Here is a 17,171-nt window from a genome sequence, read left to right as displayed (position 1 = left end):
TCATCGCTTCATCGGTGCGTCTATTTGCATGGCGCTTCGGTGAACGGGGTCACTTGACCAGGACCGTTCCGTCGCCGGGGCGGTGGTCGCGGGAGCGGCGGAGGTCGCTGAACGCGAATGTCCGCTGAAGCCAGCGGTCGCGGCCGTCGTAGCGCGGGACGAACGCCGAACGGCCGTGCAGGGTGACCCGGTTGTCGACGACGGCGAGGTCACCGGGGCGCAGGCGCACCGCCGTGTACGTCCGGTGGACCACCTCGCCCAGTTCGGCGAGGGCCGCCCGCCCCTCGGGAGTCACCCCCCGGGTCGCCGCCTCGTCGATGCACCAGTCCGGGTCGTCCGGGTCACCGGTGAGCACGGCGTGCGCGGTGCCCTCGCCGGCCGGGCCGAAGGACGGCGGGGCCTCGGTGACGTACTCGGGCCTGCCGAGCGCCGCCCGGGTGCGGGGTGTCAGCAGCGGCAGGACGCGCCGTACACAGCTGGTGCGCAGTTCCGCGACGCCCTCGTGGTCGGGGCGCAGGCACAGCAGCATCACGTGGTCGGGGCGGTGGGGGTGGAAGGCGTTCTCGGTGTGGAAGGTGAGTTCGACCGATCCGACGTTTCCCTGGACCTCCTCGTCACCGGGCACCGGCACGACGTCCTGGACCAGAGCCCCGGACTTCTCCGCCGCGAACGCGGCCGGGTCGCCGAGCCCCGCCGCGAACAGCAGCAGCATCGCCGCCGGTAGGGACGGCGTGTGCTGGACGGAGCCCCTCACCATGGGGGTCGGGGGCAGATCCCGGGCATTGATGGGGAGGTGCCGCAGGACGAGGCTCCCGTCGGGCCCGGAATGTCTGCGGAACTCCCTTACGGTGCGCCGTACGTCGGTGGGGCTGTCCTCCCAGGCATGGCGGGCGTGGTCCACCCAGGCCGGGTCGTCGACCCGGTCCCGCGCCTGGTCCAGCAGTTCCGACGCCACCTGGCCCAGTCGGGCCAGGGTGTGGGCGTCGTACCGTACGGTGCCGTCGGCGGTCGCCGAGGCGTACGGTGTCTGCGTCGTGTCGACGCTGCTCACGTGCGTGTTCCCTTTCGCTCGTTCATTCACCCATGGCCTGGACGAGGCTGCTGGGGCGTAGGTCGGTCCACTCGCGCTCGATGTACTCCAGGCAGGCGGTGCGGCTGTCCGGGCCGGAGACGGTGGTCCAGCCGGCCGGCACGGTCACGAAGTCGGGCCACAGGGAGTGCTGACCCTCGTCGTTGGCCAGGACCCGGTAGATGCCGTCGGGGTTCTCGAAGGGGTTGCTCATGGCGGATCAGTTGCCTTTCCGGTCGTTCTCTGCGCGAAGGAGCGAGGCCACGGTCCGGCCGATGGTTTCGGCGGACCGGCCGAGGAGGAGGTCGAGGTGGGCGACGTCGACGTCGTGGACATCGATCCGTCCGGTCACGTGGGGCTGCCAGTCGGCGGGGTCGAGCAGGGGCTCACCGGGCGCGCTGGGGCGCAGGGCGTGGAAGAGCACGACGTCGCCGTCGAAGACGCGGGGCACGTGCCGCAGCGAGACCCGCCGGATGTGGACACCGACCCGCACCAGGTCCGCCCGCAGCTCCTGGGTGAGCAGGACCGGTCCGTCCTCCGGGATCGGCACGTGGTCCCGCAACTCCTGGTCGGTCGGTTCGACCCCCAGGTGGTCGACGTGCGGGAGATGGGTGTCGAGCAGAATCACCGACTCGACCGTCGCGCCGGCCTCCTGTAGTTGTACGGCAACCTCGTGGGCGAGCAGCCCCCCCGACGAGCAGCCGAGCAGCCGGTACGGCCCCGACGGCCAGGCCTCGCGGATGAGTTCGACGTAGTGCTCGGCCATCTCGCTGACGCTGCCGGGCAGTTCGTCGCCGCCGTCGAGTCCCGCGGCCTGGACGGCGTACAGGGGCGTGTCCTCGTCGAGGTGCGGGCCGAGTACCGCGTAGCACCAGCCGATCCCGTCCACGTGGTGCAGACAGAAGAGCGGGGTGCCGGCGGCCGACGTGTTCCGCAGCGGCAGCAGGGGGGCCAGCGCGTCCGTGTCGCCGCCCTCGGCGGGACCGGCGTCCAGCCGTTCGGCGAACGCGGCCGGGGTGGACGCCTCGAACAGGGTCCGCACCGAGACGCGGGCGCCGAGTTCGGCCCGGACCCTGGCGACGAGCCGGGTACCGAGGAGGGAGTGGCCGCCGAGGGCGAAGAAGTCGTCGTCGGCGGAGACCTCGGGCACGCCCAGTACCTCGGCGAACAGCCCGCACAGCAGTGCCTCCCGCGGTGTCCGCGGCGCCCGGCCGCTGCCGGCGGCGGTGTCCGGCGGGGCGGGCAACGCCCTGCGGTCGAGCTTGCCGTTGGCGTTGAGGGGGATCACGTCGACCTCGACGAACGCGGACGGTACGAGGTACGCGGGCAGCGTCGTGGCGAGCCGGGCCCGCAGCTCGTCGGCGACGAGAGGTGCGGCCTCGGGCACGAGGTAGGCGACCAGCCGTTGGTCGCCGGCCCGGTCCTCGCGGGCGACCACGGCGGCTCGCGCGACTCCGTCGAGCGCTGTCAGCGCGGCCTCGATCTCGCCGGGCTCGATCCGGTAACCCCGGATCTTGACCTGGTCGTCGACGCGTCCGGCGTACTCCAGTACCCCGGCGCGGTTCCAACGGGCCCGGTCGCCCACCCGGTACATCCGGGTTCCGGGCGGGCCGTACGGGTCGGCGACGAACCGCTCGGCGCTCTGGCCGGACCGCCCGGCGTAGCCGCGGGCGAGCCCGGCGCCGGCGAGGTAGAGCTCGCCCCACACACCGTCGGGGACGGGCTGAAGGTGCTCGTCGAGCACGTACACGCGGGCGTTGCCGATGGGGCGGCCGATGGGCACCGACCCCGCGCCCGGTTCGTCGTGCGGTTCGAGCCGGTGGACCACACAGCCGACGGTCGCCTCCGTGGGACCGTACTCGTTGATCACCACGGCCTCGGGGTGGCGCTCGCGCCACGCCTGGAGGGCGGTGCCGTCGAGTGCCTCGCCGCCGATGACCAGGTTCCGGGCGTCGCTGACGCGGTCGGGCAGCGACTCCAGGAGCCGCAGATGGCTCGGGGTGACCTTCAGCAGGTCCGGGGTCGGCGTGTCCTCGTCCAGGTCCGCGAAGCGCACCCGGCCGCCGGTGACCAGCGGCGTGAACAGCGTGGTCACCGGCATGTCGAAGGCGAGGGAGGTGTGCACCAGGGATTCGCCGGCCGCGGCCGGGTACATCGCCGCGGCCTCGTTCAGATAGGCGGCGAGCGAACCGTGTTCGACGACCACTCCCTTCGGGCGGCCGGTCGATCCGGAGGTGTAGATCAGGTAGGCGGCCTGGCGGGGGTGGACCCGGATGCCCGGGGCACCGTCCGCGAGGCTGTCAGCAGCCGCGCTGAGCGTGTCCTCGGTGAGCACGATCGCGGCGCCCGCGTCGGCGACCAGCGCGTCGATCCGCGCCTGCGGGTTGGCGGGGTCGACCGGCAGATAGGCCGCTCCGGTCCTCAGGACCGCGAGCAGCGCCACGACCACCTCCGGGCGGCGCGGCAGCACCACCGCGACGACGGTCTCCGGTCCGGCCCCGAGCGTGGTCAGATGCCGGGCGAGCCGGCCGACGCGGCGGCTCAGCTCCTCGTACGTCAGCTCCGTACCGTCCGAGACGACGGCCACCGCGTGCGGGGTGCGCGCCACCTGGGCCTCGAACATCTCCGGCAGCGAGGCCTGTGGCAGTGGCCGGGCGGTGTCGTTGCGCCGGACGAGCACGTCCTCGCGTTCGGCCCGGGTGAGCAGGGGCAGGGCGTGCAGGGGACGCGCCGGGTCGGCGGTCACCTCCTCCAGCAGGCGCAGGTAGCGGGCTGTGACACTCTCGGCGGTGGCGCGGTCGAACAGGTCCGAGGCGTACTCGACCGATCCGGACCAGCCGCCCTCGTGGTTCTCGGTGAGCGTCAGCGACAGATCGAACTTGGCCTGGTCGCCGGGTACGTCCCCGACGGTCACCTCAAGTCCGGGCAGTGTGGGGGCGATCGCCTCCTGATTGACCGTCAGCATGACCTGGAACAGAGGATGGCGGGAGCGGGAGCGCACCGGGTTGAGGACCTCGACCAGCTGCTCGAACGGCACGTCGGTGTGGTCGTACGCTGCCACGTCCGCCGCTCGCACCCGGTCGAGCAGTTCCTCGAACGTGGGGTCGCCGGAGGCGTCGGCGCGCAGCACCAGGGTGTTGGCGAACAGTCCGACAAGGTCTTCGAGCGCGGTGTCCGGTCGGCCTTCCACAGGTGTTCCGATCACGATGTCCTCGCCGGCGCCCAGCCGGGTCAGCAGGGTGACGAGTGTGGCGTGCAGCACCATGAAGGCGCTGGCGCCCCGGTCACGGCCGAATGCGTGGACCCTGCGGCGCAGCCCGGCCGGCACCGTGAACGGCACCGTGCCACCGCGCTGGGACGCGACGGCGGGCCGGGGCCGGTCGGCGGGCAGCTCGATCTGGTCGGGGATCCCGGCCAGCTCCCTTGTCCAGAAGTCGAGCCGGTCGGCGGGCAGTTCCCGTTCCCACAGCGCGTAGTCGGCGTACTGGACGGGCAGCGGAGCCCAGTCGGGGGCGCGGCCGGCGAGGCGGTCGGCGTAGGCCGTGGAGAGGTCCTCGGCGAGGGGCCGCATGGACGTGCCGTCGCCCGCGATGTGATGCAGGAGCAGCAGCAGGGCGTGTTCACGCTCCCCGTCGGTGAACAGTACGGCGCGGATGGGCAGTTGGTGGTCCAGGGAGAACGGCATCCGGGCGGCCTCGGCCACCCCCGCGTCGAATTCGGCAGGCTCGTACGAACGGACCGCGAAGCGCGGCGCCGTGTCGACGACGACCTGATGCGGCCCCTCCGGCCCTTCGGCGATCACCGTGCGCAGCACTTCGTGCCGCCGCACCAGGTCGCCGAAGGCGTTTCGCAGGGCGTCCCTGTCGAGGGCGCCGGTCATCCGCAGGACGACGGGGATGGTGTACGTCTGCGCCGGGCCGTCGAGCCGGTCGAGGAACCACATCCGGCGCTGGGCCGCCGACAGCGGCACCCGTTCGGGCCGTTCGTGCCGGACGAGCGGGGGCCGTGCCGCCTTCGTCGGCCGGCCCGAGAGCAGTTCCGCGAGTCCGGCGACGGTCGCGTGCTCGAACACCTCCCGGATGGACAGCTCCACTCCGAGGACGACACGTATCCGGTTGACCAGCCGGGCGACCAGCAGGGAGTGGCCGCCGCGGCGGAAGAAGTCGTCGTCGGCCCCCACCTCGGGCACACCGAGGACGGCGGCGAAGAGGTCCGCCACCTGCCGCTCCGTGCCCTCGGCGGGCGGCCTGCCCGAGCTCTCGGCGGTGAGGTCGGGAGCGGGCAGCGCCCTGCGGGCGATCTTGCCGTTGGCGGTCAGGGGCAGGGTCTCCAGCACGACGAACGCGGCCGGGACCATGTAGTCGGGCAGGGCCCGCGCCGCGGCGGCCCGCAGTGCGGCCAGGTCCGCCGGGTGACCCTGCTCCGGCACGACGTAGGCGACGAGGCGCTTGTCACCGGGGGAGTCCTCGCGGACGATCACGGCAGCGGCGTCGATACCCGGCCGGGCCGTGAGGACGGCCTCCACCTCGCCGAGTTCGATGCGGAAGCCGCGGATCTTCACCTGGTCGTCCACGCGGCTGACGAACTCCAGTCGCCCGGCGGCCGTCCAGCGGGCCAGGTCGCCCGTGCGGTACATCCGGGACCCGGGCGGGCCGAACGGACTGGCGACGAAGCGCCCGGCGGTCAGGCCGGGGCGGCCGTGGTAGCCGCGGGTGACCAGGTCGCCCGCGACGTACAGTTCGCCGGCGGTACCGACGGGCGCCGGGCGCAGCAGCGCGTCCAGCACGTACATCTGCGTGTTCCAGGCAGGGGTGCCGATGGTGATGACGCCGGGTGGGACGGGGTCGCCGGGTTCGATGCGGAACAGGCTGCAGCCGACGGTGGTCTCGGTCGGGCCGTACTCGTTGAGGACGGTCACCCCGGGGTGCCGGGTGCGCCAGGCGTCCAGCACGTCGCCCAGGAGGGACTCGCCGCCGAGGACGAGCTGTCCGCCCGGTGAGTACTCCTCGGGGACCACGCCCAGCAGGTGCAGATGGCTGGGGGTGGCCTTCACGAAGTCGGGCCGGGTGACATGGGCGTCCGGGTCGGGGCCGCTCGCGCTCCAGCGGACCAGTTCCACGGTGCCGCCGGAGATCAGCGGTCCGAACATACCGGTCGCGGTGAGGTCGAAGGAGACCGGCGAGTGCACCAGGACGCGCCGGCGCAGGCTTTCGTACTCGTGGGTCGCCCAGGCCAGATAGGCGACCAGCGAGCGGTGTTCTACGACGACCGCCTTGGGCCGCCCGGTGGAGCCCGAGGTGAAGATGACGAACGCGGCGTGCTCGGGCCGCCGGACGATGTCGGTGAGCGGGCCGGACGGCTGCTCCGCGATCGCGGGATCGTCGGTCAGCACGACCGGGGCGTCCGTCGACGAGCGGACGGTCTCGGCGAGTTCGGCCGTGGTGACCACGGCGGCCGGCGCGATGTCCGCCAGCATGAAGGCGAGCCGGTCGACGGGGTGGGCCGGGTCGAGCGGCAGGTAGCCGGCGCCGGTCTTCAGGGCGGCCAGCAGCGTCACCGGGATGTCCTCGGACACCGGCATCAGCACGGCGACATAGCGCTCCGGACCGGCCCCCAGGCCGGTCAGATGCCGGGCCAACCGGTTGGCCCGGGCGTCGAGTTCGGCGTACGACAGTTCCGTGTCGCCGAAGACGACGGCGGGCTCGTCCGGGGTGCGGGCGGCCTGTGCCTCGACCAGTTCGGTGAGGGTCCGGGACGGCACCTCGTGGCCGGTGGTGTTCCACTCGGTGAGCAGCAGCCGCCGCTCGTCGGCGTCCACGACGTCGAACTCCCCCACCGGGCGGCCGGGTTCGGCGGTGACGGCGGTGAGCAGGCGGGTGAAGCGCTCGGCGATGCGGGCGGCGGAGTCGCGGTCGAACAGGTCGGTGGCGAACTCCAGGAGCCCGTGCGCCCCGCCCTCGGGCCGCTCGGTGAGGAAGAACGACAGGTCGAACTTGGCGGCGGGCGAGGCGACCGGCTGCACGCGCGCGGTGAGGCCGGGCAGGTCGACGGCGAGGTCGAGAGCCGCCTGCTGGTCGGCGTTGTTGAAGTTGAGGCCGGTCTGGAACAACGGGTGCCGGGCGGTGGAACGCGCCGGGTTGACCACCTCCACGACCCGCTCGAACGGCACGTCCTGGTTCGCGTAGGCGGCCAGGTCGGCGGCCCGCACCCGGCGCAGCACCTCGGTGAAAGCGGGGTCGCCGGTCAGGTCGGTGCGCAGCACGAGGTTGTTGGCGAAGAAGCCGACCAGGGGCGTGAGGGCGTCGTCGGTGCGGTTGGCGACCGGTGAGCCGACCACGATGTCGTCACCCGCGCCGAGCCGGTGCAACAGGGTGGCCAGGGCGGCGTGGACGACCATGAAGACGGTCGTGTGGTGGTCGCGGGCGAGCCGGACCAGGGCCTCGTGGACCTCGGGCCCGACCGTGAAGGGCACCGTGTCGCCGCGGTGGGTGGGCACGGCGGGCCGGGGCCGGTCGAAGGGCAGTTCCATCTGCTCGGGCAGCCCGGTGAGCCTCGTCCGCCAGTGGTCGAGCTGACGGGACAGGGCGCTATCCGGGTCGTCGGCCTCGCCCAGTGCGCGCCGCTGCCAGACCGCGAAGTCGGCGTACTGCACGGGCAGTTGAGCCCAGGCGGGCTCCTCTTCCCGGGTCCGGGCCGCGTACGCGGTGGCGAGGTCGCGGGCGAGCGGGGCCATGGAGGCGCCGTCGCCGGCGATGTGGTGAAGGACGAGGAGCAGCACGTGCTCGCCCGCGCCGAGGTCGAACAGGGTGGCGCGCAGCGGGGGTTGGGCGGCGAGGTCGAACGGGGTGCGGACGGCCTTGGCGAGCCGCTCGCCGAACGTGTCCTCGTCCGCGTGGACGACGGTCAGCGGCGGCACGGACGGCAGGACCACCTGGTGGGGGCCGTGCTCGTCCTCGGCGAAGACCGTACGCAGTGCCTCGTGCCGCAACGTCAGGTCGTCCAGGGCGGCGGTGAGCGCGGCCACGTCGAGGTCACCGGTCAGCCGCAGCGCGACGGGCAGGTTGTACGTCGCGGACGGGCCCTCGAAGCGGTGCAGGAACCACAGCCGTTCCTGGGCGTACGACAGCGGCAGGCGCCCGTCGCGCGACTGTGCGGTGACGCCGCCGCGGCGCGGTCCGCTCCCGGCGAGCCGGGACGCGAGCTTCGCCACGGTCGTCGCCTCGAACAGCACCGACAGTTCGAGGTCGACGTCCAGCGCGGCCCGGATGCGGCCGGCCAGCCGGGTCACCAGCAGGGAGTGGCCGCCGAGGGCGAAGAAGTCGTCGTCGATCGAGACCTCGCCCACCTGGAGCACCTCGGCGAACAGCCCGCACAGGATCTCCTCCTGCGGGGTACGCGGCCCGCGTCCGGAGGCGTGGGTCTGCTCCGGGACGGGCAGTGCCTTGCGGTCGAGCTTGCCGTTCGGGGTGAGCGGCATGGTGTCCAGCTCGACGATCTGGGCCGGGACCATGTACTCCGGCAGCCGTGCCGTGAGCCGCTCGCGCAGTGCCTCGGCGTCGACCGGGACGCCCGGGGAGGCGGGCACGACGTACCCGACGAGCCACTGCCCGTGCACGGCCGCGGCGGCCCGGGCGACGGCCGGATGGTCGGCCAGCGCGTCCTCGATCTCGCCGAGTTCGACGCGGAAGCCGCGCAGCTTGACCTGGTTGTCGGCGCGCCCGAGGTACTCCAGCTCGCCGTCCGCCGTCCAGCGCGCCACGTCCCCGGTGCGGTACATCCGCGCCCCGGGCGGCCCGTACGGGCTCGCGACGAACCGTTCGGCGGTCAGGGCGGGCCGGTCGAGGTAGCCGCGGGCCAGCTGGACGCCCTCGACGTACAGCTCCCCGGGGGCCCCGGGGGCGACCGGCGCCAGCGTGTCGTCGAGCACGTAGGCGCGGGTGTTGGCGACGGGCCCGCCGATCAGCACGGTCCCGGTGCCGGGCGGCGCGGCCCAGGCGGTGACGTCGACGGCGGCCTCGGTGGGGCCGTAGGCGTTGAGGAGCACGCCACTCGAGTCGTCGTGGAAGCGGCGGACCAACTCGGCGGGCAGGGCCTCGTCACCGGAGACGACCAGACGCACGCAGTCCGGCAGCCGGGTCTCGGCGAGATAGGCGCCGAGCATGGACGCGCTGAGGTGCACGACCGCGACGGAGTCCTCGCGCATCAGCCGCTCCAGGTGGAGCGGGTCGCGGTGGGCGCCGGGGCGGGCCACGACGAGGGTGCCGCCGTACATGAGGGTCCAGAAGACCTCCCACACCGACACGTCGAAGCTGACCGGAGTGGACTGCAACACGCGCTCTCCGGCGGTGAGCCGGTGGTCGCGCTGCATCCACCACAGGCGGTTCGCCATGCCCGCGTACGTGTTGACCGTGCCCTTGGGGCGGCCGGTGGAGCCCGAGGTGTAGATGACGTACGCGGCGTTGTCGCCGCGGACCGTCACCCCCGGGTTCTCCGAGGGCCCCTCGGCGTCGGGCGCGACCCGCTCGAAGCCGTCGACGTCCCGGTCGGAGATCAGCAGCCGGGCGCCGGAGTCGGCGAGGATGTACGCGATCCGGTCGGCCGGGTAGCCGGTGTCGATCGGCACGTACGCGGCGCCCGCCTTGAGCACCGCCCACAGGGACACCATCAGCTCGACCGAGCGCGGCAGCATCACGGCGACCCGTGACTCGGGTCCGACACCCCGCTCGCGCAGGGCGTGGGCGAGCTGGTTCACCCGGGCGTTGAACTCGCCGTACGTGACCCGCTCGCCCTCGAAGCGGACCGCTTCGGCGCCTGGGTTCCGGGCCGCGTACGCCTCCAGCAGCTCGACCACGGAGCCTTCGCCGTCGAAGGCCACGGCGGTGTCGTTCCAGCCGGTGAGGACCAGGGCGCGTTCGTCGGCGTCGAGTACGTCGACCTGGGACAGCCGCAGCGCCGGGTCGGCGGTGACGGTGTCCAGGACTCGCACGAAGCGGGCCGCGAAGCTCTCGGCCGTACGCCGGTCGTACAGGTCGGTCGTGTACTCCAGGCGGCACAGCAGCCCGCCGCCCTCGACATGGCAGTCGAAGTGCACGTCGAACTTGGCGGTGCCGCTGGTCACCGGGCCCGGGTCGGCGGAGACGCCGGGCAGCTCGATGCGGGCCTCGGTGAGGTCCAGCCAGGCCAGCATCACCTGGAAGAAGGCGGCCCGGGACCGGGACCGCTCCGGGTTCAGTTCCTCCACCAGACGCTCGAACGGCACCCCTTGGTGCGCATAGGCGGCCAGTCCGGTTTCGCGGACGCGGTCGAGCAGGTCCTCGAAGCTGGGGTCGCCGGAGGTGTCGAAGCGATAGACGAGGGTGTTGATGAACACGCCCACCACGTCGTCGAGCACCGAGTCCGGCCGGTCGGCGATGATGCCGCCGAGCGGGATGTCGTCGCCCGCGCCGAGCCGGGACAGCAGCGTCGACACGGCCGCCTGGAGGATCATGTACGGGGTGGAGCGGGTGCGGCCCGCCAGGTCGAGGACCCGCTGATAGAGCTCCGGTGCGACGGAGAACTCCACGTGGTCGCCGCGGTGGGTGGCCACCGCCGGGCGCGGCCGGTCCGCGGGGAAGGTGACCTCGGGCGGCAGGCCGTCCAGGTGCTGCTTCCAGTAGTCGATCTGCCGGGGCAGATCTCCGGCCAGGGTGTCGCGCTGCCACACCGCGAAGTCCGCGTACTGCACGGACAGTTCGGAGAAGTCGGGTGCGCCGCCGCCGAGCCGGGCGCGGTAGGCGGCGGAAAGGTCCTCGGTCAGCGGGCGCAGCGAGGCGCCGTCGGTGGCGATGTGGTGCACCACGAAGAGCAGGATGTGGCTGTCCGGGCCGGTCGGGTAGAGCGTCGCCCGCATCGGCAGGTCGCGGGCGAGGTCGAAGGGCCGGCCGGCGGAGCCGACCAGGTCGGGGGTGGGGCCGGCGTCCCGTACGACCTTCATGGCGAAGGGCGTGTCCGGCGGCAGCACGACCTGGTGCGGGCCCTCGGCGTCCTCCCGGTAGAGCGTGCGCAGCGCCTCGTGACGGGCGACCAGGTCGGCGAACGCGGCGCCGAGCGCGTCCGTGTCCAGGGGGCCGGTCAGCCGGATCTGGATGGGGACGTTGTAGGAGCCGGAGCCGCTCTGGAGCCGTTGCAGGAACCACATGCGCTCCTGCGCGAACGACAGCGGGACGCGGGCGGGCCGCTCGTCCGCCGTGATGCGCTTGGCCTGCGGGCCGATGTCCGAGAGCCGCGCGGCGACCCCGGCGACGGTCGGGGCGGCGAAGACGTCCCGCAGGGACAGGTCGACGCCGAACTCGTCACGTACCCGGTGGACCAGCCGGATCATCAGGATCGAGGTGCCGCCGAGCGCGAAGAACTCGTCATGGACGCCGACCCGTTCTACGCCGAGGACGTCGGCGACGACGGCGCACAGCGTCCGTTCCTCGGGCGAGCGGGGTTCACCGTCCTCGGCGGTGGGGGCGACGGTGGCGGCGGTCCTCGCGGGAGCGTCGGCCGTACGGACGCCGGTGACCAGCAGCCTGTCCTCCTCGCTCACGACGGTCAGCTCGCCGGCCGGGGCGTCGAGTCCGGCCGCGACGCGGCCGATCAGATCGGCCAGCAGACCGGCGATCCGTGTGATCGCCGACGCGTCGAAGGCACCGGTGAGGTAGGACAGCCGCAGCCGCAGCCGGTCTTCGGGGAAGACGGACAGGCTGATCGGGTAGTGGGTGCGCTCGACGAGCCCGGCGTGGGCCAGGCGCAGTCCGCCGGCCTCGATGCCGTCGTCCATCGGGTAGTTCTCGAAGGCGACGATGGTGTCGAACAGGGCGTCGAAGCCGGACGAGCGGGTCATCTCCGCCAGGGACGCCTGCTGATGGGCGTCCAGTGAGCGCTGCTCCTGCTGGAGCCGGGCCAGCAGTGCCGCCAGCGGCTCGGCCCGGTCGATCCGCACCCGGACCGGCAGGGTGTTCACGAACAGCCCGACCATCGACTCCGCGCCGGGCAGCTCGGGCGGGCGCCCGGCCGCGGTCGCGCCGAACACGACGTCGTCCCGGCCCGTGAACGCACCGAGCAGCAGGCCCCACAGGCCCTGCACCACGGTGTTGAGGGTGAGCCGGTGCGCACGGGCCGTCGCCGTGAGGGCGTCGGTCAGCGCCTGGGACAGGACGAGTTCGTGGGCGTCGTGACCGTCCGAGGCGCGCTCGGCGGGGGCGAGCAGGGTGGGTGCGGCCAGACCCGCGAGGTGCTCGCGCCACACCTCGGCGGAGGCATCGCGGTCCTGGCCGTCGAGCCAGGCCAGGTAGTCGCGGTACGGGGCGGCCGGGGGCAGATCCGTGTCGCCGTACAGCGCGCACAGTTCGCGTACCAGCAGCGGCAGGGACCAGCCGTCCAGCAGCAGGTGGTGGTGGGTCAGCACCAGACGGCCGCCGAGCGCGGTGAACCGCAGCAGGGGCGGTCGCACGACGCTGAAGCCGCGGGCGCGGTCACGGGCGAGGAACGCCTCCAGGTCGTCCTCGGCGCGCTCCTCCCAGGGCACCTTGACGTCGGCGGGGACGACCTGCACGGGTGCGCCCGCCGAGCGGCTGCGGAAAGCGGCGCGCAGGTTCGGGTGGCGGTGCAGCAGGGCGGTGGCGGCGGCCCGCATCCGGTCGGCGTCGAAGCCGCCGTCGAACTCCAGGACGAGCTGGCCGACGTACGGGTCGTCGGGCTCGTACAGCGCGAGGAAGAGCAGGCCCTCCTGGAGCGGGGAGAGCGGCAGGACGTCCGTGGCGCCGCGGAACCTGTCCAGCTCTTCCTGGGTGATCCGGACGAGGGGCACGTCGGAGACGGTGAGTCCGCCCCGTGTGTGCGCGGCCAGTTCGGCCAGGGCTCCCGTCCACGCCTCGGCGAGGGCGCGTACGTCGGTCTCCGTGAGGACGCCCTGCGGGTAGGTCCACTCGGCGGTCAGCTCGCCGTCCCGGACGTGGGCGTCGATCTGGAGGGCGTGGGTGAGCGCGAGGCCGTCGTCGGCGAGGAGTTCCACGGCCGTCTCGCCCTCGGCGAGGTGCCAGCCGCCCAGGTCGGTCGCGTCCAGACGGCCCAGGTAGTTGAAGGAGATCCTGGGCGCGGACAGCCCCGTGAGGTGCTCGCGCAGCAGGTCGTGGCCGCGACCGCCGTACGGGATCGCGCGCAGCTCCTCCTTGGTGCGTTTGATCAGGGCCGGGCCGGTCCCGGTGCCGGGGCCCAGGCGCACCGGGTGGACACGGGTGAACCAGCCGACGGTGGTCGACAGGTCCATGCCGTCGGGCAGGTGGTCACGGCCGTGGCCCTCCAGGTCGACCAGGACCGGTCCCTCGCCCCGATGGCGCTGCACGGCCGCCGACAGCGCGGCGAGCAGGATGTCGTCCGGGGTCGCCCGGTAGGCGGCGGGGAGGGTCGTCAGCAGGGTGGCCGTGAGGTCGGCCGGGACGGTGACGGTGACCTTGCGGGCCGTGCCGTGGCAGTCCCGGGCGGGGTCGAGGGGCCGGGTGCCGAGCACGGGTTCCGGGGTGGACAACAGGTCGGTCCACAGCGGGAGTTCGTCGACCGGGGCGCTGAGATGTCCGGCCCACCGGCGCAACGAGGTTCCGGGCGGGGACAGTTCGCCGCCTGTGAGCGCCTCGGCGAGGTCGGTCAGGAGGATGCGCCAGGACACGCCGTCGACGACCAGGTGGTGGAGTACGAGCAGCAGCCGGCCGGACTCGAACCACACCGCCCGCACCATCACCCCGTCGTCCGGCGACAGCGCGCGGCGCGCGGCCTCCTTCTGCCCGGCCACGTCCTCGTTCCCGGCGCGGGTCAGGCAGTCCTCGGCCCGTACCGCGCCCACGGGCCGGATGTGCCGGCCGCGCATACGCAGGGCGTCGTGGCGGTCGAGCACCTGCTGTAGGGCGGCGGACAGCCGGTCGTACGACAGTCCGGGCCCGGCCGTGAGGAGGAGCGACTGGGCGAACCCGGCGGTGGGACCACCGCGTTCGGCGAGGCGCCGGGCCATGGGTGTCTCGGGGAGTTCGCCGACCGGATCGTCCTCGACGGGCGCGGACGCCGGTGCCGTCGTGGCCACGCGGGCGAGCCGCGCGACCGTCGGGTGGTCGAAGACGTCCTGGGGAGTGAGGTGCAGGCCCTGGCGGCGGGCGCGGCTGACGAGCTGGATGGCGTGGATGCTGTCCGCGCCGAGGGCGAACAGGTCGTCGTCCGCGCCCAGTTCGGGGCGGGCGAGGAGTACGGCGGCCAGGGCGTGCAGGACGTGCTCGGCGGCGGTCGCGGGTGCGCGTCCGCTCTCGGTCGGGGCCGGGACGGGCAGGGCGCCGCGGTCGGTCTTGCCGTTGGGGGTCACCGGGATCGACGGCAGCAGGAGCACGCTCACCGGCACCATGTGGGCGGGCAGCAGGGCCGCGAGGTACTCCCGGGGGTCGGTCTGCGGGGTGCCGGTCACATAGCCGACGAGCTGCCGGGCTCCCGCGGCGGAGTCGTGGACGAGGACCACGGCCTGCTCGACACCGGGCACCGACGCCAGGACGGCCTCGACCTCGGCGGGTTCGACCCGCTGTCCGTTGATCTTGATCTGGTCGTCGGCGCGTCCGGTGAACTCCAGGTCGCCGCCCGCCCGTCGGCGGACCAGGTCGCCGGTGCGGTACATACGGGTGCCGGCCGGTCCGTGGGGGTCGGCGACGAAGCGCTCGGCGGTCGGGCCGGGCCGGTCGAAGTAGCCACGGGCGAGCTGGACGCCCGCGAGGTACAGCTCGCCGGTGACGCCGTCCGGCACCGGTCGCAGCGCCGGATCCAGCACGTAGGCACGCGAGTTGTGGGTGGGCGTGCCGATGGTGACGGGCTCGCCGGGCGCGCAGGCGTGGGAGGTGGCGGTCACCGAGAACTCGGTGGGCCCGTAGGAGTTGTGCAACTGGACGCCGCACTCGCGGTGGAAGCGGTCGGCGAGCCCGGCGGGTAGTGCCTCGCCGCCGCAGCTGACCATGCGCAGCGCGTCCGTGGGCAGGTGGGCGTACTCGTCGAGGAAGGGGCCGAGCATCGCGGGCACGAAGTGGATGACGGTGACGTGCTCGTCGCGGACCAGCCGGGCCAGGTAGGCCGGGTCCCGGTGGCCGTCGGGGCGGGCGACGACGAGGGTCGCGCCGCGGGTGAGGGTCCAGAACACCTCCCACACCGACACGTCGAACCCGACCGGCGTCTTGTGCACGACCCGGTCCGCCGGGGTGAGCCGGTACTCGTCCTGCATCCAGGCGAGCATGTTGGTGATGCCTGCGTGGGTGACGACGGTGCCCTTGGGACGGCCGGTGGTGCCCGAGGTGTGGATGACGTACGCGGCGTTGTCCCCCCGCGGGACAACGCCGGGGTCGGTGTCGGGCTCGCCGTCGCCGAGGGAGCGCACGGTGTCCTCGTCGATCACGAACGCCACGCGCGAGTCGGCGAGGACGTACGCGATCCGGTCGGCCGGGTAGCCGGTGTCGACGGGCACGTACGCCGCGCCGGTCTTCAGTACCGCCCACAGCGCGACGACGAGGTCGAGCGAGCGGGGCAGCACCACGGCCACCCGTGACTCCGGTCCCACGCCTCGCCCGCGCAGGGCGTGCGCGAGACGGTTGACGCGGGCGCCCAGTTCGCCGTACGTCAGCCGCTCGCCCTCGAAGGCGACGGCCTCGGCGGCCGGGTCCTGGGCCTCGAACAGCTCCACCAGTGAGCGCTGGTCCGTCGCGCGGCCGGTGTCGTTGCGGGCGTGGAAACGCTCGCGTTCCGCGTCGTCGAGCAGGTCGACGGCGCCGACGGGCAGGTCGGGCCGCTCGGTGACGGCGGTGAGCAGCCGCAGATAGCGGTCGCGGTGGGCGGCGGCCGTCTCGGGGGTGAAGCGTCCCGGGTGGGCGTTGACGGTCAGCTCGATGCCGTCGCCCGCCTCGGGGTCGCCGTACGCGTGGAGGGCCAGGTCGCGTACCGGGCCGGAGGCGAGCTGGTGCGCCTCGGCCTCGGTGGGGCCGAACGGCAGGCGGGCGGCGGCGAAGGAGAGGACGTTCACGGACGGACCGCTCAGGGTGCCCGGGTGGGCCGCGGCCGAGAGGTCGCGGCGCAGTTCGTCGTGCGGATAGCGCTGGTGGCGGCTCGCCTCGGCGAGGCGAGCGGCGACGCGCTCCAGGAGCTCGGCGAAGGTGGTGGAGCCGTCGACGGGGATCCGCAGCGGGACGTCGTTGACGAGCATGGCGGGTGTCGCCAGGGCGTGCGGGCTGAGCCGGGCGGCCATGAAGACGCGGACGAGGACGTCGTGGGCGCCGGTGACGCGGTGGGTGTGGGCCGCCATGGCGGCGATCACCGGCAGGGACCAGCGGGACCCGGCGAGCCCGCGCACCCGCAGCGCGCTGTCCTCGGGCAGGCGGCCGGTCGCGGCGGGCAGGCTGGGCGCCAGTCCGGTGGCGCCGGAGCCCAGCTCGGTGGACTCCGGCAGGTCGGCGAACTCCCGCTGCCAGTAGGCACCGTCGCGCTTGCGGCGGTCGGAGCCGAGGTAGGTGTGCTCCTCGGCCAGGACCTCGCGCAGGGTGCCGAAGCCGCTCACGGGCGGCTGCTCGCCCGCGGCGAGTGCGGTGTAGACCTCCAGCAGGCGGCGGCAGTGCAGGACCTGTCCGTAGCCGTCGAGGAGGATGTGGTGGTAGCGGAAGTGGAACCAGTGCCGGTCGGGTCCGAGCCGCAGCAGGGTGTGCCGGAACATCCGGCCCCCGGTGACCGGTACGGGCCGGGCCTGGTCGGCGTCGATCCAGGCCCGGGCGGCCCCGGCCGGATCGGCCTCGCCGCTGAGGTCGAGGTACTCCAGCTCACCCGTGACGGACGGGTCGACCGTCTGCCGGACAGTCTCTCCGTCGTCGTGGAAGCGGACCCGCAGCGCCTCGGTCTCGCCCACGGCCCGCTCCACGGCCCGGGCGAGCAGGGCGCGGTCCACCCGTCCGGGGACGTCGTAGTAGATGCCGCACGTGTACTGGGGGCTGCCGGGGGCGAGGCGCTGGGCGACCCACACGCCGTGCTGGGCCGCCGTGAGCGGCAGGCCCGGGTTCGTCGAGGCGGCGTCGTTCAT

3 protein-coding genes are annotated in these 17,171 nt (G+C 73.5%); all 3 read right to left on the bottom strand.

The genetic code is table 11. The features are described 5' to 3' along the window. Nucleotides 1-49: 49 nt before the first annotated feature. Genes ACQCO7_RS06015 through ACQCO7_RS06005 form a run of 3 tightly spaced genes read right to left on the bottom strand, consistent with a single transcriptional unit; the run spans nt 50 to nt 17,171 of the window. Complete coding sequence (locus tag ACQCO7_RS06015; protein ID WP_464070844.1) at nt 50-1,051, bottom strand: TauD/TfdA family dioxygenase; 1,002 nt, start codon at nt 1,049-1,051, stop codon at nt 50-52. A 22-nt stretch (nt 1,052-1,073) separates the two neighbouring features. After that, nucleotides 1,074-1,283: an MbtH family protein gene (locus ACQCO7_RS06010; protein WP_464070843.1), complete on the bottom strand. Its 210-nt coding sequence runs from the start codon at nt 1,281-1,283 to the stop codon at nt 1,074-1,076. 6 nt (nt 1,284-1,289) lie between these two features. Further along, nucleotides 1,290-17,171, bottom strand: a complete 15,882-nt coding sequence (locus ACQCO7_RS06005; RefSeq protein ID WP_464070842.1) for an amino acid adenylation domain-containing protein — start codon at nt 17,169-17,171, stop codon at nt 1,290-1,292.

The sequence above is a fragment of the Streptomyces saintjeani genome (assembly GCF_055409605.1).
Note: the sequence above shows the minus strand (reverse complement) of the source record. Positions and strands in the feature narration are given on the sequence as shown.